This window comes from Microbacterium sp. RD1 (assembly GCF_052220165.1).
Classification (GTDB): domain Bacteria; phylum Actinomycetota; class Actinomycetes; order Actinomycetales; family Microbacteriaceae; genus Microbacterium.
The window spans coordinates 652,569-671,126 of the sequence record NZ_JBQPOL010000002.1; the positions used below are offsets into that span (position 1 = coordinate 652,569).

An 18,558-nucleotide genomic window follows, 5' to 3' on the forward strand; every position below is an offset into this window, starting at 1 on the left:
GCATGACGGAGTTCCGTGGAGTCGGCATCGGACTGGGCGTCGCCCAGGGCCCGGTGGCGCGCATGGCCGAACCCCTCCCTGCGCCCAGCGACGCCCCCAGCACCGCGACCCCCGAGGAGGAGACCGCACGGGTGCGCGAAGCCGTCGCCGCCGTGGCGCGCGAGCTCGAAGAGCGCGGTGCTGCCGCGGGCGGTTCGGCCCGCGACGTGCTGGAGGCGCAGGCCATGATGGCCGAGGACCCGACCCTCGAGACCGAGGTCGACACGCGCCTCCAGGCGGGGAAGACCGGCGAGTGGGCCGTATTCGACGCGTTCGCGTCGTTCCGGGAGCAGCTGACCGCGCTCGGCGGCTACCTCGGCGAGCGCGCCGCCGACCTCGACGACGTCGCCCAGCGGGTGATCGCACGCCTGCGAGGCGTGCCCGCCCCCGGCATCCCCGATCCGGGCCATCCGTTCGTGCTGGTGGCGAAAGACCTCGCGCCCGCCGACACCGCCCTCCTCGACCTCGACAAGGTGCTCGGTCTCATCACGACCGAGGGCGGACCGACCTCGCACACCGCGATCCTGGCACGCGAGAAGTCGATCGTCGCCGTCGTGGGCGCCGCCGCCGCGAAGGATCTCCCGGACGGCACCACGGTGATCGTCGACGCCGCCGCGGGGGTGGTCACGGTCGATCCGACCGCCGACGAGCTGGACCGGGCTCAGCATCGCGCCGACGAGCGTCGGTCGGCCTCATCCGCCCCCCTCACTCCGGGGGCCCTCGCCGACGGCACGCCGGTGCCGCTGCTGGCGAACCTCGGCAAGCCGGGCGGCGCCGCGCAGGCCGTCGAGCTGGGGGCCGAGGGTGTCGGACTCTTCCGTACCGAGTTCCTCTTCCTCAGCGCGAGCTCCGCGCCGACGGTGGCGGAGCAGCGTACGGCGTACACCGAGCTGCTCTCGGCCTTCCCGGGGAAGAAGGTCGTCGTCCGCGTGCTCGACGCCGGAGCCGACAAGCCCCTCCCGTTCCTCAACGACGCGCACGAAGAGAATCCGGCCCTCGGGCTCCGGGGCCTGCGGGCGCTGCGGGCGAGCGAAGACATCCTGCGCGAGCAGCTCACGGCGCTGGCCGAGGCGGATGCGGCGACGAGGGCGAACCCGGAGGGCCCGGCCGACCTGTGGGTGATGGCGCCGATGGTCTCCACCGTCGAGGAGACGGAGTACTTCGTCGCCCTCGCGCGCGACTACGGGATCAAGACGGCCGGGGTGATGGTGGAGGTGCCGTCGTCGGCGCTCCTGGCCGACCGCATCCTCGCGCATGCCGACTTCGCGTCGATCGGCACCAACGACCTCACGCAGTACACCCTCGCCGCCGACCGCCTCCTGGGGTCGGTGGCATCGTTCCAAGACCCGTGGCACCCCGCGGTGCTGCGCCTGGTGCGCGAGGTCGGTGCCGCCGGCGCCGACCTCGGCAAACCCGTCGGCATCTGCGGTGAGGCCGCGGCCGACCCCCTCCTGGCCGTCGTGCTCGTCGGTCTGGGAGCCACCACCCTGTCCATGGCGCCCACCGCCCTCGCGGATGTGCGCGCCACCCTCCTCACCCACACTCTCGACGACGCGCGACGCATCGCCGAGGCAGCCCTGGCCGCGGATGACGCGGCTTCCGCACGTACCGCGGCACAGAACGCCGCGGCCCGAAAGAAGGAGACACAGCCATGACAACGGCGTCAGCCACAAAGCAGCCGGGAGGTGCCCGGGTCGCGGTCCAGCGATTCGGAACATTCCTCTCCGGCATGATCATGCCGAACATCGCGGCGTTCATCGCGTGGGGCTTCATCACCATGCTGTTCATCGCGGTCGGATGGCTCGGGTTCTGGGATCCCGTGGCACCGCTGCTCGGCGGCTTCGGCAATGCCGAGCTCATCAACTGGCCGGGCGCGATGACCGCGCTGGCCCAGGATGCCGACGGCAACACGTTCCCGCAGTTCGTCGGCCTCGTCGGCCCGATGATCACCTACCTGCTGCCCCTCCTCATCGCGAACACCGCCGGCCGCATGGTCTACGGCGAGCGCGGCGGCGTCGTGGCCACCATCGCGACGATGGGTGTCATCGTCGGCACGAACATCCCGATGTTCCTCGGCGCGATGATCATGGGTCCCTTCGCGGGCTGGGTCACGAAGCGGATGGACAGGCTCTGGGACGGCAAGATCAAGCCCGGATTCGAGATGCTGGTGAACAACTTCTCCGCCGGCATCCTGGGCATGCTCCTGGCGATCCTCGGGTTCTTCGTCTTCGGCCCGGTGATCATCTGGATCAGCGACATCCTCGGTGGTGCGGTCGGTTGGCTCGTCTCGCTGAACCTCCTGCCGCTCGTGTCGATCATCGTCGAGCCGGCGAAGGTGCTGTTCCTCAACAACGCCATCAACCACGGCGTGTTCACGCCGCTGGGTATCGAACAGGCGGCGGAGACCGGCAAGAGCATCCTGTTCCTCATCGAGGCGAACCCCGGCCCCGGTCTCGGCTTGCTGCTGGCGTTCTCGTTCTTCGGCATCGGCGCGGCGAAGGCGTCGGCTCCCGGCGCGGCGATCATCCAGTTCGTCGGCGGCATCCACGAGATCTACTTCCCGTACGCGCTGAGCAAGCCGATGACGATCCTGGCGCTCATCGCCGGTGGCGCCACCGGCGTGACGACCAACATGGTGCTCGGCGGGGGTCTCGCCTTCCCGGCCGCTCCCGGCAGCATCATCGCCGTGACGGCCGCCGGGTCCAGCCCCGCCGCGGGCGGGTTCGGCAACCTCCTCGTGGTGTACCTGTCGGTGCTCCTCGCGGCCGTCGTCACCTTCCTCATCACGGCGGTCATCCTGCGGGCCTCGCGTCGTCGCGACCTGCTGGCCGAGGGCGACCAGTTCGGCGCGGCCATCGCGCAGACGGAGGCGAACAAGGGCAAGGCCTCGGCGGCCATGGACGCCCTGCGCACCTCCGCCGGCAACGACCGCACCGCCCTCCGCGACGCGGACGAGACGCTCGACAAGCTCGAGACCGAACGGGAGACCAACGGGCAGGCCGGCGGTGGCCTCCTCACCACCAAGCAGGTGCGCAACATCGTGTTCGCGTGCGATGCCGGCATGGGCTCCTCCGCGATGGGCGCGAGCGTGCTGCGCAACAAGATCAAGAAGGCGGGCATCGAAGACGTCACGGTCACCAACAAGGCGATCGCGAACCTCGACGGCTCCGCCGATCTGATCATCACGCAGAACCAGCTCACCGAGCGCGCGCGCCAGAAGTCCCCCGGCGCCGTGCACGTGTCCGTGGACAACTTCATGAACTCGCCGAAGTACGACGAGGTCGTGGAGCTGGTGCGCGACCAGCACACCGGCGAGTGAACGACCGCCGCGGGGCCGGGCAGGCGAGACGCCCCCGGCCCCGCGGCCTTCCCGTCCGGCCTGTCGTTTGGGAGGCTGGACCCAGCAGTTCGACGAAAGGCGAGATCCCATGGCACGTGACGTCCTCAGCATCGGGCAGGTCCGCATCCACTCCGGCGGCGCGACGCGCGAGGAGGCGATGAAGGAGGCCGCCGACATCCTCGAGGCCGCCGGCGCCGTCACCAGCGCGTACTTCGATGCGATGCAGCAGCGTGAGGAGACGGTGTCGACCTACATGGGCAACGAGCTCGCCATCCCCCACGGCACCAACGAGACCAAGCAGGCGATCCTCGAGTCGGGGCTGTCGGTGGTCCGGTACGACGGGGGCGTGGACTGGGGCGGCGAGCCGGTGACGTTCGTCGTCGGCATCGCGGGCCGCGGCGACGAGCACCTGGAGATCCTGTCGCAGATCGCCATCCTCTTCTCCGACGAGGACGAGGTCGAGCGTCTCAAGGCCGCCGAGACGCCGGAGGAGTTGTTCTCGGCCCTCTCCGCGGTCAACTCGTGAGCACCGCGGTCCACTTCGGCGCCGGCAACATCGGCCGCGGATTCGTCGGGCTCCTCCTTCATCAGGGCGGCTACGACCTGGTCTTCTCCGACGTCGCCGCCCCGCTCGTCGACGCGATCAACACCGCATCCGCATACACCGTGCGCGAGGTGGGGGAAGGCGGGGTCGACACCGTCGTCACCGGCTTCCGCGCGATCAACAGCGCCACCGACGCCGCGGCGCTGGTCGATGAGATCTCCCGGGCGGCCGTCGTGACCACCGCCGTCGGCCCGACGATCCTGAAGTTCGTCGCCCCGCACATCGTCGCAGGGCTCGGCCTTCGCGAACCGTCGCTGCCGCCGCTGCAGGTCATGGCCTGCGAGAACGCGATCGGCGCGACGGACACGCTCCGCGACGAGATGGCAGCCGTCGCCGGCGACGGCTGGGAGGCGGTGTCGGCCCGTGCCGTCTTCGCGAACACCGCGGTCGACCGCATCGTGCCGGCGCAAGCCCCCGGCGGCGGCATCGACGTCACCGTCGAGCCGTTCTACGAGTGGGCGATCGAGCGGGGGCCGTTCGGCGACGCCCCGCCGAACATTCCGGGCGCGCACTTCGTCGACGACCTGGAGCCGTACATCGAGCGCAAGCTCTTCACTGTCAACACCGGGCACGCCACGACCGCGTACTTCGGAGCGGCAGCCGGGATCGAGCGGATCTCCGACGCACTGGCCGACCCCGGCATCGCGCAGAAGGTCGAGGCGGCGCTCCTGGAGACGTCGCACCTGCTCATCGAGAAGCACGAGCTCGACGCGGACACGCAGCACGAGTACCGCGCGACGATCCTCCGGCGGTTCCGGAACCCGGCACTCCCCGACACCGTGTGGCGCGTCGGCCGCCAGCCGCTTCGCAAGCTCTCCCGACACGAGCGGTTCGTGGGCCCCGCCGCCGAGGCGATCGAGCGCGGGCTGCCCGTGCACGCGCTCGTGGCGGCCATCGGCGCCGCGCTGACCTTCGACGACCCCGAGGACGCGCAATCGGTGGACCTGCAGCGGATGCTGCGCGAGCAGTCGGCCGAGGAGTTCACCGCCGCGGTGACCGGCCTCGAGCCGCAGCATCCGCTCTTCTCGCGCGTGCAGCGCGTCGTCGAGCAGCGGCAGTCCGAGTTCTGACAGCTGCGCAACTCCTCAAGGTCGCGCACGCAAAGGCAGTTTGCGGGGTTTCCGGCCCGGATGCGGCGGTTCTTGAGGAGTACCGCAGCGGGCCATCCTCTCCTCCCCAGCCACGCCTCGGGCAGATCCATCCTCCGATCGCGCCTCGCGCCCCCAGCGGATCGCGCCGCCCCGGTGGAGTGGATGGATGGCTGCTGTGGACATCCTCGCCGCGCGCTACTGGCGCACGATCGACCTGCTCGCGGACGGGTGGACCCGTCATCAGGTGCGCATGCTCGTGGCCGCCGGCCGGGTGGTGCGCGTGCGGAAGGGCCGCTATACGATCCCCGATCTTGCGCCCGAGCTGCTCGAAGCGGCACGGCTGGGTGGTCGGCTGGACTGCCTCAGCCTCCTGTCGCTCCTGGGGGTGTTCGTCCGCACGCTCACCGGTCTGCACGTGCAGTTCGATCACGGGGCGAGCCGGCTGCCGCGGCGCGCGGCGGAGGTCGTCCCCCACTGGCGCCCGCCCGGTGAGGATTCCCGGACACTGTGTGCCGGCGTCGTCGGGGCGCTGGCACAGGCCGTCCGCTGTCAGTCGCCCCGCGACGCGGTGGCCACGCTCGACAGCGCCTGGCACCTCGGGCTGGTCGGCGAAGGAGAGCTCGCCGCCGTCTTCGCGCTTCTCCCCCGGCGCTATCGAGCACTGCGCCCGCTCCTGAACAGGCGCAGCGAATCCGGCCCGGAGACCCTGCTCCGGCTGATGCTGCGGGCCTTCGGATGCGACGTGGAGGTGCAAGTCGATGTGCCAGGCGTGGGCCGGGTCGATCTGATCGTGGACGGCTGGCTCATCATCGAATGCGACAGCCGCGCCTTCCACGAGGGATGGAAGGCGCAGGTGCGCGATCGGCGTCGAGACCTTGCCGCCGCCGCGCTCGGCTACACCACCATTCGGCCGCTCGCCGAGGACATCCTGTACCGCCATGACGACACGGTCGTCGCGCTGCGGGGCGTCGTGGCCACGCGGCCACCTGCGAAACTCCTCAAGTAATCGCGGCGGCAGAGCCGGATACGGCGCGGCGGCCCGGATTCGCGTCGTTCTTGAGGAGTTCGGCAGCCGGGGGTGCCGTCGAGCTCAGCGGCGCGCGAACCCGTCCGCGATGAGGTCGATGAGCTCCTCGCGCTCCTCCAGCGGCAGGAAGGCGCCCGCGGCGGCGTTCACCTGGAACGCCTCGATGTCGTCGAGGCCGTAGTCGAACGCCTCCACGAGGAGCGCCAGCTCACGCGTCAGAGAGGTGCGGCTCATCGTGCGGTTGTCGACGTTCACGGTGACCGAGAAGCCGAGCTGGTAGAGCAGATCGAACGGGTGGTCCTCGAGCGTCGTCCCCCACGCGGCGATGGCGCCGGTCTGCAGGTTCGACGACGGCGACAGCTCGAGCGCGATCTCGCGGTCGCGCACCCACCGCGCCAGGTCCCCGAGGTGCACGCGCACCTCGTCGCCCTCCCGCGAGATGACGTCGAGGTCTTCGGCGATGCGCACGCCGTGCCCCAGGCGGAGGGCTCGTCCGTCCAGGAGCGCCGAGCGGATGCTGTCGACCCCGGCCGCCTCGCCGGCGTGGACGGTGACGGGGATGAACTCCTCCGCAAGGTGATCGAACGCACGGCGATGCCGCGCGGCGGGGAAACCCGCCTCCGGCCCGGCGATGTCGAAGCCGGCGACGCCGCGACCGCGCCACTGCACCGCCAGTCGCGCGATCTCCAGCGATCGGTCCGCGTGCCGCATCGCGGTGAGAATCTGCCCGACCCGGATGTCGTTGCCCGCGTCCTGCGCGGCGTCCTCACCCTCGTCGATGCCGTCCTGCACCGCCTCGACCGCCTCGTCGAGCGTGAGCCCCCGCATCAGATGCTGCTCGGGAGCCCACCGCAGCTCGCCGTACACGACGCCGTCGGCGGCGAGGTCCTCGACCGCCTCGCGGGCGACGCGGGTGAGTGCCTCACGGGACTGCAGCACCTGCCCCACCAGGTCGAAGGTCGCGAGGTAGCCTTCCAGCGAGCCCGAGTCCGCCTGGGTGGCGAACCAGTCCGCGAGGCCGCGGGCGTCGGTGGCGGGGACGTCGATGCCGTCCTCGCCGGCCAGCTCCAGCACGGTGGCCGGCCGGACGCCGCCGTCGAGATGATCGTGCAACGACACCTTCGGCAGCGCGCGCAGCGACCGCCCCTGGATGCGGATGTCTCCGGTGGCATCGATGGCCATGAGTGCTCCCTGTCGGACGGCGGACTTCAGGCGGTGATGCGCTCGCGCACGAGGGCGAGCGGGACGGGGGCGTCCGCCCCGATCTCCCAGGCTCCCACGACGGCGTCGAGCGCGCGGCCGAATCGCGCTCCATCATCGGCGCGAAGGGTGAACAGCGGGGAACCGGCCGATACGGCGTCACCGGGCTTGACGTGCAGGTCGATGCCGGCGGCGTGGATGACAGGATCCTGCGCACGTGCGCGCCCTGCGCCCAGTCGCCAGGCCGCCACCCCGAAGGGCAGGGCGTCCACGCGCGTGATGATGCCCGCGCGGTCGGCCGTCACGGTGTGGGTCTCGCGCGGCTGCGGGAGCGCCGCATCCGGATCGCCGTCCTGAGCGCGGATCATCCGCCGCCAGAGGTCCATGGCACGCCCGTCGGCGAGCGCCGCCTCGACGTCGACGTCGGGGCGCCCGGCGGAGGCGAGCATCTCCCGGGCGAGGGCGACGGTGAGCTCGACGACGTCGGCCGGCCCCCCGCCCGCGAGCACGTCGACCGACTCCTGCACCTCGTTGGCATTGCCGATGGCGAGCCCCAGAGGCGTGTTCATGTCGGTGAGGAGCGCCGTGGTCTTCACACCAGAGTCGGTTCCGAGCGCCACCATCGTGCGTGCGAGGTCCCGCGCCCGGTCGATGTCCTGCATGAACGCGCCGGAGCCGAACTTCACGTCGAGCACGAGCGAGTCGGTGCCCTCGGCGATCTTCTTGGACATGATGCTCGACGCGATGAGCGGGATCGCCTCGACCGTGCCGGTCACATCGCGCAGCGCATAGAGCTTCTTGTCGGCGGGTGCCAGACCCGAGCCGGCCGCGCAGATGACGGCGCCGACCGAGTCGAGCTGCGCGAGGATCTCGTCGTTCGAGAGCGCGGCGCGCCATCCGGGGATCGACTCGAGCTTGTCGAGGGTGCCGCCGGTGTGCCCGAGCCCGCGGCCCGACAGCTGCGGCACGGCCACCCCGAACGAGGCGACCAGCGGCGCCAGCGGCAAGGTGATCTTGTCACCCACTCCGCCGGTCGAGTGCTTGTCGACCGTGGGCTTGCGCAGTGAGGAGAAGTCCATCCGCTCACCCGAGTCGATCATCGCGTCGGTGAGCACGCGGATCTCGTCCCGGTCCATCCCGTTGAGCAGCACCGCCATCGTGAAGGCCGACATCTGCGGGTCGGTGACGTAGCCGCGCGTGTACGCGTCGACCATCCAGCGCAGCGCCGGCTCATCTACGCGTCTCCCGTCCCGCTTGGCGCGGATGACGTCGACGGCGTCGTGCGATTCGATCGAGCCGGAGTCGGATGAGGAGACCGTCATCGCGACGCGGCTTCCAGATCGCGAGGCCCGAAGGCGTCGGGGAGCACCTCGTCGATGGTGCGGATGCCCGAGACGGTCTCCAGCAGCATCCCCGGGATCGCGTGCTCGAACAGCAGCTGACGGCACCGCCCGCACGGCATGATCGTCTGGCCCTCGCCGTTGACGCACACGAACGCGACGAGCCGGCCACCGCCGGACATGTGCAGGTCGGAGACGAGACCGCACTCCGCGCAGAGCCCGACGCCGTAGGAGGCGTTCTCGACGTTGCATCCCGACACGATGCGGCCGTCGCTGACGAGGGCCGCGGCACCCACCTTGTAGCGGGAGTACGGCGCGTACGCGCGGTGCATGGCCTCGGTGGCGGTGGAACGCAGCACGTCCCAGTCGATATCGGTCATGACTCCTTCTCAGCCCTTGATATACGGTTTGCCGGCGGCCGCGGGGCCCCGGATCTGCCCCGCGAACCCGGCAACCGCGATGATCGTCACGAGGTAGGGCAGCATCAGCATGAATTCGCTCGGGATGGGGGTGCCGAGCACGGTCAGGAGGTTCTGCAGGTTCGTCGCGAAGCCGAAGAGCAGAGCGGCGAGGGTCGCGCGGATGGGGTCCCAGCGGCCGAAGATCACGGCGGCCAGCGCGATGAACCCGAGGCCCGCCGTCATCTCCTTGGTGAACTGACCGACCGACACCAGCGTGAAGTACGCGCCGCCGATCCCGGCGATCGCGCCGGCGAGCGATACGTTCCAGAAGCGCGACGTGTTGACCTTGATGCCGACGGTGTCCGCGGCTTGCGGATGCTCCCCCACCGCGCGCAGGCGCAGGCCCCAGCGCGTGCGGTAGAGACCCCACGCGACGACGGCCACCGTGATGTAGGCCAGATAGACGATGAAGGTCTGATTGAACAGCACCGGCCCGATGATCGGGATGTCGCTGAGGAGCGGGATCTCCCACCGCGTGAAGCGGACGGGCCGGTTCAGCGCCTCCTCGTTGGGGACGAGCAGCGCACCGTAGAGGAACCCGGTCAGACCGGTGACGAGCACGTTCAAGACGACGCCGACGATCACCTGGTCGACGAGGTACTTGATCGAGAAGGCGGCGAGGACGAAGGCCACGAGGACGCCGCCGGCCATCGCGCCGAGGAGGCCGACGAACGGGTTCCTCGTGATGCTCGACAGCAGCGCCGCACTGAACGCCCCGAGGAGGAACTGTCCCTCGATCGCGACGTTGACGACGCCGACGCGCTCCCCGATGACGCCGCCGAGTGCGCCGAAGATCAGCGGCACGGCCAGCGAGACCGACCCGAAGAGCAGCCCCGTGACGGGGACGAGTCCCCCCGACGCCGCCCAGACGAGGAACGCGAAGACGGCGAGGATGCCGTAAACGATCGGCAGCCACAGGATGCTGCGGCGGTAGGCCCAGGCATCCCACAGCGCCCACGCCGTCAGGACGACCAGGGCGGCCAGGAGGATCCAGCATGTCGCGAGGGTCGGCATCTCGACGTTCGGCAGGGCGATCGTCGAGGTCGGGTCGCCCAGGCGGAAGGTGCTCACACCGTCGCGGGGCGCGAAGACGAAGAGCGCACCGAGCAGCACCGTCGCCAACGACAGCGTGACGGCGAGCTTCCATGAGCGCACACGCACCGTCGCGAGCTGGATCGTGCCGCCGGGGATGGCGGGAGCGAGCGCGGTCATGACGTCACCGCCTTCTTCGCCGCCTTGGCTCGCGCCTTCGCGGCCTTCTCAGCGTCGGTCTTCGGCAGGAAGAAGATCGTGCGGATGAGCGGCGGCGCCGCGATGAACAGGACGATGAGAGCCTGAACGACCAGCACGATGTCCACCGGAATGCCCTCGGAGGCCTGCATCGTGAAGCTGCCGGATTTGAGGGCGCCGAAGAGGAGGCCGGCGGCGAGCACCCCCCACGCGCGGCTGCGACCCAGCAGAGCGACCGTGATCGCGTCGAAACCGATGCCGGCGTCGATGAGCCCGTCGAACCCCGAGTTGACCGCCCCCTGGATCTGATTCATGCCCGCGAGGCCCGCGAGACCGCCGGCGAACAGCATGGCGTAGATGTACATGCGCTGCACCGAGATGCCCGCCGCGCGCGCAGCGTGCGGATTCTCCCCCACCGCGCGCAGCCGGAAGCCGAGGCTCGAGCGCTCGACGAGCCACCACACGAACACGGTCGCCGCCAGGACGACGAGGAAGCCCCAGTCCAGGAGCGGGAAGCGCGGCCCGAGCAGTTCCGGGAAGCGCGCGCTCTCGGGCGTCGGCCCGGAGATGGGCTGGTCGCCCGCGGCGCGCTGTAGCAGGCCCGGCGTGCGCACCATCCACGTCACGAGATAGAACGCGACGTAGTTGAGCATGATGGTGAGGATCACCTCGTGGGCCCCGGTGCGCGCCTTCAGGAGCCCGACGATGCCGCCCCACAGCGCACCGCCGGCGATACCGGCGGCCAGAGTGAGCGGCAGATGCAGGAACCAGGGGAGGTCGAGGGAGAAAGTCAGCAGCGCAGCGGTGGCGCAGGCGATCAGGATCTGACCGCGGCCGCCGATGTTGAACAGACCGACCCGGAACGCCACGGCGACCCCGAGGCCGGCGGCGATGAGCGGCGCGGCGAACCCGAGGGTGTTGGTGAGCGGGCGGATCTGGGTGGCGAAGTCGTTGGCGCGCGGATTGAACACGGCGCCGCGGAAGAGGGCCTCGTACCCGCCGTAGACCGCGTTCCAGACGGCGGCGAGCGTGTCGCCGGGGCGGGCGAAGAAGTATTCCGCCGCCTCCTGCACTTCGTCGTTGGTGATGGCCATCAGGATGCCGCCGACGACCATCGCGACGACGATCGCGAGGATCGTCGTCACCGCGTTGCCGCGGAGGAGCTCCTGGATGAAGACGTTCTGCCGCGGGGCCGGCTCGGGCGTCCCCGTGAGAGGGCCAGAGACGGGGGGCAGCTGCTCGGGCGGGAGGCCCTTGATCGCCTCGTCGCCGCCCGCGGGGGTTCCGCCGCTCACGCCACGGCCTCGCTTCCGGTGTTCTCGCCCGCCATCATCAGGCCGAGGACGTCGCGCGCGGTGTCCCCGGGGACGATCCCCACGATGCCGCCGCGGTACATCACCACGATGCGGTCGGCCAGGGCTGCGACCTCGTCGAGCTCGGTGGAGACGACCAGCACGGGCACGCCGGCGTCGCGGGTCTGGATGATGCGGGTGTGGATGAACTCGATGGATCCGACGTCCACGCCGCGGGTGGGCTGAGCGGCCACGAGCAGGCGCAGTTCGCGGCTCATCTCGCGCGCGATGACGACCTTCTGCTGGTTGCCGCCGGAGAGGGTCCCCGCGGGCACGTCCGCGCCGCGGGTGCGCACGTCGTACTCCGCGATCCGCGCGCGGGCGAACTCCTCGAGCACGCCGCGACGGATGGTCGCGCCCGTGACGAAGGCGGGGTCGGAGGATCGATCCAGGATGAGGTTCTCCGCCACGGAGAATGCGCCCACGAGCCCGTCCTCGGTGCGGTCCTCGGGGACGTAGCCCACGCCCTGGTCGAGGATGGCACGCACACTCTTGCCGACGAGCTCCTCGCCGTCGAGGCGGACCGAGCCCGTGACGCGGTCGGCGAGTCCGACGATCGCCTCCACGAGCTCGGTCTGGCCGTTGCCCTGGACACCGGCGATCGCGACCACCTCCCCCGGTCGCACGTCGAACGTGACGTCGTCGACGACGACCGTGCCCGTGGGCGTCAGCACGCGGAGGTTCTCCACCGTCAGCCCGGTGCCGGAGCCGATGCGCGGGGCATCCTTGTGGACGGTGAGCTCGACGGCGCGACCCACCATGAGGGAGGCGAGCTCGGCGTTGGACGCGCGGGGCTCGGCCTCGCCGACGACCTTCCCGAGCCGGATCACCGTGATGCGGTCGGCGACCTCGCGCACCTCGCGCAGCTTGTGGGTGATGAAGACGATCGATGTGCCCTCGTCGCGCAGCTGGCGCATGATCCCCATGAGCTCATCGGTCTCCTGAGGAGTCAGCACGGCGGTGGGCTCGTCGAAGACGAGCACCTTGGCGTCCCGCGACAGCGCCTTGATGATCTCCACCCGCTGCTGCACGCCGACGGGAAGGTCTCCGACGACGGCGTCGGGGTCGACCTCGAAACCGAAGCGGTCGGCCACCTCGCGAACGTGGCGTCGTGCCGAGGCGAGATCCAGCGCGCCCAGGGCCCGGGTGTTCTCGTGGCCCAGCATGACGTTCTCGGCGACGGTGAAGACGGGAATGAGCATGAAGTGCTGATGCACCATGCCGATGCCCGCGGCCATGGCGTCGCCGGGACCGCGGAAGCGCTGGACGACGTCGTCCAGGAGGATCTCGCCCTCGTCCGCCTGGTACAGGCCGTACAGGACGTTCATGAGCGTGGACTTGCCCGCGCCGTTCTCGCCGAGGAGGGCGTGGATCTCCCCCGGTTGGACCACGAGGTCGATGTGGTCGTTGGCGACGAGGGGCCCGAAGCGCTTCGTGATCCCACGTAGCTCGAGCTTCATACTGTGCACCCTATCCAGTCGGGTTTCGGGGGGAAAGGAAGCGACCGGCCGGACGCGAGTCCGGCCGGTCGCGGGGACCAACGCCGTGCGATTACGGCGAGCTGGGCGAGACGACCTCGAGCTCGCCGGAGATGATCTGCTCCTGGAGCGCGGCGAGCTCGTCGACCAGGCCCTCCGGCAGCTCGGCCTCGAAGGCGCCGAAGCCCGAGAGGCCCACGCCCTCGTTCTCGAGCGTGCCCACGTACGGCTCGACGTCGAAGTCGCCCTCGGACGCCTCGATGGTGGCCTGGTAGACCGCCTCGTCGATGCGCTTGAGGATCGACACGAGCACCTTGTCGGCGACCGACGGGTCGGCCTCGGCCAGGTCGGAGTCGACACCGAGGATCACGGCGTCGGAGCCGGCGTCGTCGATCGCGGCGGCAGCCGACTGGTAGATCGGACCACCCACGGGGAGGAGCACGTCGACGCCCTGGTCGAGCACGCCCTGCATGGCCTGCTTCGCGGTGTCGTTCGCGGCGAATCCACCGGTGAACGAGCCGTCCTGAGCCTCGACGTCCCACCCGAAGGTCGCGACTGTCGCACCCTTGTCCTCGTTGTACTTGTCCACGCCCTCGACGAAGCCGTCCATGAAGATCTTCACGGGCGGGATCGGGATGCCGCCGACGGTGCCGACCTTGTTGACACCGGACTGCGCCGACCAGCCGGCCGCGGCGTATCCACCGAGGTAGGCGGCCTGGACGGTGTCGAACATGAGGGGCTTGATGTTCGGGGCGTCGGTCACGCCGTCGCCGATCGGGTTGCCCTCATCGTCCTCGGCGCCGGTGTTGTCGGCCCAGTCGTCGATGATCGCGTAGTTGATGTCGGGGTTGGCGTTGGCGGACTCGATGGTGTCGGCCGACAGCTTGAACCCGACGGAGACGATGAATGTGCAGCCCTCGGAGACGAGCGTCTCCAGGTTCGGCGCGTAGTCGTTGGCGGAGGTCGACTCCACCTCGATGGGCTCGACGCCCAGCTCCTCGGCGGCACGGTCCATGCCGATCTTCGCCGACTCGTTGAACGACTTGTCGTTCCAGCCGCCCTCGTCCGAGATGAGGCAGGGAAGGAAGTCGCCGGCAGCGTCCTCGCCGCCGGAGCCGTTGTCCTGCGGCGCGGATCCGCAGCCGGCCAGCAGTGCGGCCGCTCCGACCATCGCCAGACCGCTGAAGGCGGCCTTCTTTGTCAGCTTCACGTAGTCCTCCAAGACGGGTGTTCCCCACGAACGGGGGATGGATGCAGTCACGTTACCTACTGTGACGAGACACTTGCGACGCGGATGCGGAGCATTCGGGCAATGGTTACAAAGCCGCAATAGAGGATGACACGCGATGCCGGCGGCGGCGACACGGCGTCCTAGAGGACGTCTCCGTGCCCGGTGAGCTTGAGGGCGTCGACGACGCCCTTCACCCGCTGGGCGTGCTCGCTCGTGGTGACCAGGAGCGCGTCCTCGGTGTCGACCACGACGATGTCCTGCACACCGATGACGCTGATCACGCGCTTGGTCTGGGAGACGACGATCCCGCTGGAGGCGTCGGCGAGCACGCGCGCGCGGCTGCCGAGGATCGCGAGCTCGTTCTTGCCGCCGTGGGAATTGAGCTTGGCGAGACTGGCGAAATCGCCCACGTCGTCCCAGTCGAAGTGGCCCGGGATGACGGCCAGCTTGCCCTTGTCGGCGGCGGGCTCGGCGACGGAGTAGTCGATGGCGATCTTCTTCAGCCGCGGCCAGATGCGGTCGACGGCAGGACCCCGCCGCTCGCGGTCGTCCCACGCCTCTGCCAGCTCGACCAGGCCCGCGTGCAGCTCCGGCTCGTTGGCGGCGAGCTCCGCCAGCAGCACGTCGGCGCGGCTGATGAACATGCCGGCGTTCCACAGGTAGGCACGGTCGGCGTAGTACTGGCGCGCGGTGTCGAGGTCGGGCTTCTCCACGAAGCGCTCCACCATCGCCGCCTCAGGGGCACCGTCGACGTCGAGCTCGCCGTCCTTGCGGATGTAGCCGAACCCCACGGACGGCTCGGTCGGCTGGATGCCGATCGTGCAGATGTACCCCGCACGGGCCACGGCGACCGCCTGCTGCACGGCGAACTCGAACGTACGGGTGCCGCGGATGACGTGATCGGCGGCGAAGGAGCCGATGATCACGTCGGGGTCGCGGCGGTGGAGGATGGCCGCGGCCAAGCCGATGGCCGCCGAGGAGTCGCGCGGCTCCGACTCGAGGAACACGTTGTGATCGGCGACGCCCGGCAGCTCCTTCTCCACGGCAGCGCGATGCGCTCGCCCTGTCACCACCGAGATCCGATCGCGACCGGCGAGGGGCTCCAGCCGGTTCCACGTGTCGCGCAGCAGGGTCTGCCCGGATCCGGTGAGGTCGTGCAGGAATTTCGGGGCCTCGGCGCGGGAGAGCGGCCACAACCGGCTCCCGATCCCCCCGGCGGGGATGACAGCGTAGAAGTCGGCAATCGGCTCGGACATGCCGACAAGGCTAACGGGCCGACTCCGCCGCATCCGGATATCTCGATGTCGAGACAGTTAGGCGGGCCTAATCCCCGGAATTCCGACCCTCGACGTAGCATGGTGCAGCGCCCTTGTGACGCCCGGAGCCCTGCGCTCCACGGGGCAACGGATCGCCCCGCACACCGTGTTCGATCAGGGAGGACGATCGTGTCTGCACCAGCGCGCGTCACACCGACCGTGGCTCAGACCACTTCGAGAGTGCCCCGAGGCACGCTCTACCGCGGCCGCGAGGGCATGTGGTCATGGGTCCTTCACCGCATCACCGGCGTGGCGATCTTCTTCTTCCTCCTCGTGCACATCCTGGACACGGCGCTCATCCGCGTCTCCCCCGAGGCGTACAACGCCGTCATCGGCACCTACAAGAACCCGATCATGGGCCTGGGCGAGGTCGCCCTCGTCGGCGCGATCGCGTACCACGCCTTCAACGGGCTGCGGATCATCGCCGTCGACATGTGGTCGTGGGCCACGCGCCACCAGCGCCAGCTGTGGTGGGGGGTCCTCGGCCTGTGGGTGGTGACGATGCTCGGCTTCACCCCGCGTCATCTGATCAACGTCTTCTCGTCGGTGGGGGGTCACTGATGACCGCGCAGGCTGCCGCGACGATCCCCGCTCCCCGCACGCGCAACCGGGGTTCGAACCTGGAGAAGTGGGGCTGGATCTACATGCGCGCCTCGGGCGTGGTGCTGATCGTGCTCATCTTCGGACACCTCTTCGTCAATCTCCTGCAGGGCGAGGGCATCCACCAGGTCGACTTCGCGTTCGTCGCCGGCAAGCTCGCCGACCCGTTCTGGCAGTGGTGGGACGTCGCGATGCTGTGGCTCGCCCTCATCCACGGCGCCAACGGCATGCGCACGATCGTGAACGACTACGTCGCCCACCGCACCGCGCGCCGCGTCCTGGTGTGGGCGCTGTGGCTGGCCGCCGGCTTCCTCATCGTGCTCGGCACCCTCGTCGTCTTCACCTTCGACCCGTGCATCGGCGTCACCGAGTCCAGCTCCCTGTGGGGCCTGTGCCAGGGCGCCTGACCGTCACGACCAACAAGTAGAGGCATCGATTTCGTGAGCACTTCGACCAGCGCAGATTCCGTCGTCCGCGACGGCGTGCACTACCACCAGTTCGACATCGTGATCGTCGGCGCCGGCGGCGCCGGCATGCGCGCGGCGATCGAGGCGGGGCCTGGCGCGAAGACCGCCGTGATCTCCAAGCTCTACCCGACCCGCTCCCACACCGGCGCGGCGCAGGGCGGCATGGCCGCAGCCCTCGCCAACGTCGAAGAGGACTCCTGGGAGTGGCACACGTTCGACACCGTCAAGGGCGGGGACTACCTCGTCGATCAGGATGCGGCGGAGATCCTCGCGAAGGAGGCCATCGACGCGGTCATCGATCTCGAGAATATGGGCCTGCCCTTCAACCGCACGCCGGAGGGCAAGATCGACCAGCGCCGCTTCGGCGGCCACACCGCCGACCACGGCAAGACCCCCGTGCGCCGCGCCTGCTATGCCGCCGACCGCACCGGCCACATGATCCTGCAGACGCTGTTCCAGAACTGCGTGAAGCTGGGCATCAACTTCTTCAACGAGTTCTACGTGCTCGACCTCATCACGGTGAAGGATGACGCAGGCAACACCCAGGTCGCCGGCGTGGTGGCGTACGAGCTGGCCACCGGCGACCTGCACGTCTTCCAGTCCAAGGCCGTCATCTTCGCCACCGGCGGGTTCGGAAAGATCTTCAAGACCACCTCCAACGCCCACACCCTCACCGGTGACGGCGTCGGCATCGTGTGGCGCAAGGGCCTGCCGCTGGAGGACATGGAGTTCTTCCAGTTCCACCCGACCGGCCTCGCCGGGCTCGGGATACTCCTCACCGAGGGCGCCCGCGGCGAGGGCGCCATCCTCCGCAACGCCAGCGGCGAGCGCTTCATGGAGCGCTACGCCCCCACGATCAAGGACCTCGCCCCGCGTGACATCGTCGCCCGCTGCATGGTGCAGGAGGTGGCCGAAGGCCGAGGCGCGGGTCCGCACCGCGACTACGTGCTGCTGGACTGCACGCACCTGGGCGCCGAGGTGCTGGAGACGAAGCTCCCCGACATCACGGAGTTCGCCCGCACGTACCTCGGCGTCGACCCGGTCGTGGAGCCCGTGCCCGTGATGCCCACCGCGCACTACGCCATGGGCGGCATCCCCACCAACAACGACGCCGAGGTGCTGAGCAACAACACCACTGTCGTCCCCGGTCTCTACGCCGCCGGCGAGTGCGCCTGCGTGTCGGTGCACGGCTCGAACCGCCTCGGCACCAACTCGCTCCTGGACATCAACGTGTTCGGCAAGCGCGCCGGCCGCAACGCCGTGAAGTACGTGCAGACCGCCGATTTCGTGGCCCTGCCCGAAGACCCCACCCGCGAGATCCGTGAGATGTTCGAGCGCCTGCGGGCCAACCCGGGGACCGAGCGCATCGCGGTCCTGCGCAAGACGCTGCAGGACGAGATGGACCGCGGCGCCCAGGTGTTCCGCACCGAGGAGTCCCTCGCCCACGTCCTGGACGTCATCGCCGACCTCCGCGAGCGGTACCTCAACGTGCACGTCGACGACAAGGGCAAGCGCTACAACACCGACCTGCTCGAAGCCGTCGAGCTCGGCTTCCTCCTCGACCTCGCCGAGGTCGTGGTGTACGCCGCCCAGAACCGCAAGGAGAGCCGCGGCGGCCACATGCGCGACGACTACCCCAAGCGCGACGACGAGAACTACATGCAGCACACGATGGCCTACCTGACGGGAGACCCCCACTCGTCGCATCCGGCCGACCACATCGAGCTCGACTGGAAACCCGTCGTGATCACGCGCTACCAGCCGATGGAGAGGAAGTACTGA

At 69.7% G+C, this 18,558-nt stretch carries 16 protein-coding genes; 8 read left to right on the forward strand and 8 right to left on the reverse strand.

What is annotated here, in order from left to right; all coding sequences use genetic code 11:
- Positions 1–2: 2 nt before the first annotated feature.
- From ptsP to ACTU3I_RS12025, 5 genes are all read left to right on the forward strand, one after another.
- The gene (gene ptsP / locus ACTU3I_RS12005) at positions 3–1,694 is read left to right on the forward strand and encodes a phosphoenolpyruvate--protein phosphotransferase (protein ID WP_442925922.1); all 1,692 of its coding nucleotides are present in this window, start codon (positions 3–5) and stop codon (positions 1,692–1,694) included.
- Complete coding sequence (locus ACTU3I_RS12010) at positions 1,691–3,358, forward strand: PTS mannitol transporter subunit IICB (RefSeq protein WP_442925923.1); 1,668 nt, start codon at positions 1,691–1,693, stop codon at positions 3,356–3,358. The genes ptsP and ACTU3I_RS12010 overlap by 4 nt, the downstream gene beginning before the upstream one ends.
- Before the next feature lie 109 nt (positions 3,359–3,467).
- Positions 3,468–3,905, forward strand: a complete 438-nt coding sequence (locus tag ACTU3I_RS12015) for a PTS sugar transporter subunit IIA (protein WP_442925924.1) — start codon at positions 3,468–3,470, stop codon at positions 3,903–3,905.
- A complete protein-coding gene (locus tag ACTU3I_RS12020) occupies positions 3,902–5,053 on the forward strand; it encodes a mannitol-1-phosphate 5-dehydrogenase (RefSeq protein ID WP_442925925.1) in 1,152 nt (383 codons plus the stop codon). Before ACTU3I_RS12015 ends, ACTU3I_RS12020 begins: the two co-directional genes overlap by 4 nt.
- A 187-nt stretch (positions 5,054–5,240) precedes the next feature.
- Positions 5,241–6,080 (forward strand): endonuclease domain-containing protein, encoded by an 840-nt coding sequence (locus tag ACTU3I_RS12025; RefSeq protein ID WP_442925926.1) that lies wholly within the window; start codon positions 5,241–5,243, stop codon positions 6,078–6,080.
- Positions 6,081–6,164: 84 nt separating this feature from the next.
- On the opposite strand, the gene ACTU3I_RS12030 is transcribed toward ACTU3I_RS12025, so the two are convergent.
- The 8 genes from ACTU3I_RS12030 to ACTU3I_RS12065 form a co-directional block, all read right to left on the reverse strand.
- Positions 6,165–7,283: an adenosine deaminase gene (locus ACTU3I_RS12030; protein ID WP_442925927.1), complete on the reverse strand. Its 1,119-nt coding sequence runs from the start codon at positions 7,281–7,283 to the stop codon at positions 6,165–6,167.
- Between the two features lie 26 nt (positions 7,284–7,309).
- Positions 7,310–8,623 carry a thymidine phosphorylase gene (locus ACTU3I_RS12035; protein ID WP_442925928.1) on the reverse strand — a complete coding sequence of 438 codons (1,314 nt, stop codon included), beginning with the start codon at positions 8,621–8,623 and terminating at the stop codon, positions 7,310–7,312.
- On the reverse strand, positions 8,620–9,021 hold the full coding sequence (locus ACTU3I_RS12040) for a cytidine deaminase (protein ID WP_442925929.1): 402 nt from the start codon (positions 9,019–9,021) through the stop codon (positions 8,620–8,622). Before ACTU3I_RS12040 ends, ACTU3I_RS12035 begins: the two co-directional genes overlap by 4 nt.
- A gap of 9 nt (positions 9,022–9,030) precedes the next feature.
- Positions 9,031–10,314, reverse strand: a complete 1,284-nt coding sequence (locus ACTU3I_RS12045) for an ABC transporter permease (protein ID WP_442925930.1) — start codon at positions 10,312–10,314, stop codon at positions 9,031–9,033.
- On the reverse strand, positions 10,311–11,627 hold the full coding sequence (locus ACTU3I_RS12050; protein ID WP_442925931.1) for an ABC transporter permease: 1,317 nt from the start codon (positions 11,625–11,627) through the stop codon (positions 10,311–10,313). Before ACTU3I_RS12050 ends, ACTU3I_RS12045 begins: the two co-directional genes overlap by 4 nt.
- Complete coding sequence (locus ACTU3I_RS12055; RefSeq protein ID WP_442925932.1) at positions 11,624–13,144, reverse strand: ABC transporter ATP-binding protein; 1,521 nt, start codon at positions 13,142–13,144, stop codon at positions 11,624–11,626. The genes ACTU3I_RS12050 and ACTU3I_RS12055 overlap by 4 nt, the downstream gene beginning before the upstream one ends.
- Positions 13,145–13,235: 91 nt before the next feature.
- On the reverse strand, positions 13,236–14,333 hold the full coding sequence (locus ACTU3I_RS12060; RefSeq protein WP_442926403.1) for a BMP family lipoprotein: 1,098 nt from the start codon (positions 14,331–14,333) through the stop codon (positions 13,236–13,238).
- A gap of 200 nt (positions 14,334–14,533) precedes the next feature.
- Positions 14,534–15,649 carry a mannose-1-phosphate guanylyltransferase gene (locus ACTU3I_RS12065; RefSeq protein WP_442925933.1) on the reverse strand — a complete coding sequence of 372 codons (1,116 nt, stop codon included), beginning with the start codon at positions 15,647–15,649 and terminating at the stop codon, positions 14,534–14,536.
- A 189-nt stretch (positions 15,650–15,838) separates the two neighbouring features.
- On the opposite strand from ACTU3I_RS12065, the gene sdhC reads away from it, so the two are divergent.
- Genes sdhC through sdhA form a run of 3 tightly spaced genes read left to right on the forward strand, consistent with a single transcriptional unit; the run spans position 15,839 to position 18,558 of the window.
- Positions 15,839–16,270 (forward strand): succinate dehydrogenase, cytochrome b556 subunit, encoded by a 432-nt coding sequence (gene sdhC, locus ACTU3I_RS12070; protein WP_442925934.1) that lies wholly within the window; start codon positions 15,839–15,841, stop codon positions 16,268–16,270.
- Entirely contained in the window at positions 16,270–16,716 is a 447-nt protein-coding gene (locus ACTU3I_RS12075; RefSeq protein WP_442925935.1) for a succinate dehydrogenase hydrophobic membrane anchor subunit, read from the forward strand. Before sdhC ends, ACTU3I_RS12075 begins: the two co-directional genes overlap by 1 nt.
- 33 nt (positions 16,717–16,749) lie before the next feature.
- Entirely contained in the window at positions 16,750–18,558 is a 1,809-nt protein-coding gene (sdhA, locus tag ACTU3I_RS12080) for a succinate dehydrogenase flavoprotein subunit (protein WP_442925936.1), read from the forward strand.

What these genes read in the sequence shown, in the direction of transcription:
- ptsP (WP_442925922.1), top strand. Translation starts at nt 3, where the DNA reads ATGACGGAGTTCCGTGGAGTCGGCATCGGACTGGGCGTCGCCCAGGGC.
- ACTU3I_RS12010 (WP_442925923.1), top strand. Translation starts at nt 1,691, where the DNA reads ATGACAACGGCGTCAGCCACAAAGCAGCCGGGAGGTGCCCGGGTCGCG.
- ACTU3I_RS12015 (WP_442925924.1), top strand. Translation starts at nt 3,468, where the DNA reads ATGGCACGTGACGTCCTCAGCATCGGGCAGGTCCGCATCCACTCCGGC.
- ACTU3I_RS12025 (WP_442925926.1), top strand. Translation starts at nt 5,241, where the DNA reads ATGGCTGCTGTGGACATCCTCGCCGCGCGCTACTGGCGCACGATCGAC.
- ACTU3I_RS12030 (WP_442925927.1), bottom strand. Translation starts at nt 7,283, where the DNA reads ATGGCCATCGATGCCACCGGAGACATCCGCATCCAGGGGCGGTCGCTG.
- ACTU3I_RS12035 (WP_442925928.1), bottom strand. Translation starts at nt 8,623, where the DNA reads ATGACGGTCTCCTCATCCGACTCCGGCTCGATCGAATCGCACGACGCC.
- ACTU3I_RS12040 (WP_442925929.1), bottom strand. Translation starts at nt 9,021, where the DNA reads ATGACCGATATCGACTGGGACGTGCTGCGTTCCACCGCCACCGAGGCC.
- ACTU3I_RS12045 (WP_442925930.1), bottom strand. Translation starts at nt 10,314, where the DNA reads ATGACCGCGCTCGCTCCCGCCATCCCCGGCGGCACGATCCAGCTCGCG.
- ACTU3I_RS12055 (WP_442925932.1), bottom strand. Translation starts at nt 13,144, where the DNA reads ATGAAGCTCGAGCTACGTGGGATCACGAAGCGCTTCGGGCCCCTCGTC.
- ACTU3I_RS12060 (WP_442926403.1), bottom strand. Translation starts at nt 14,333, where the DNA reads ATGGTCGGAGCGGCCGCACTGCTGGCCGGCTGCGGATCCGCGCCGCAG.
- ACTU3I_RS12065 (WP_442925933.1), bottom strand. Translation starts at nt 15,649, where the DNA reads ATGTCCGAGCCGATTGCCGACTTCTACGCTGTCATCCCCGCCGGGGGG.
- ACTU3I_RS12075 (WP_442925935.1), top strand. Translation starts at nt 16,270, where the DNA reads ATGACCGCGCAGGCTGCCGCGACGATCCCCGCTCCCCGCACGCGCAAC.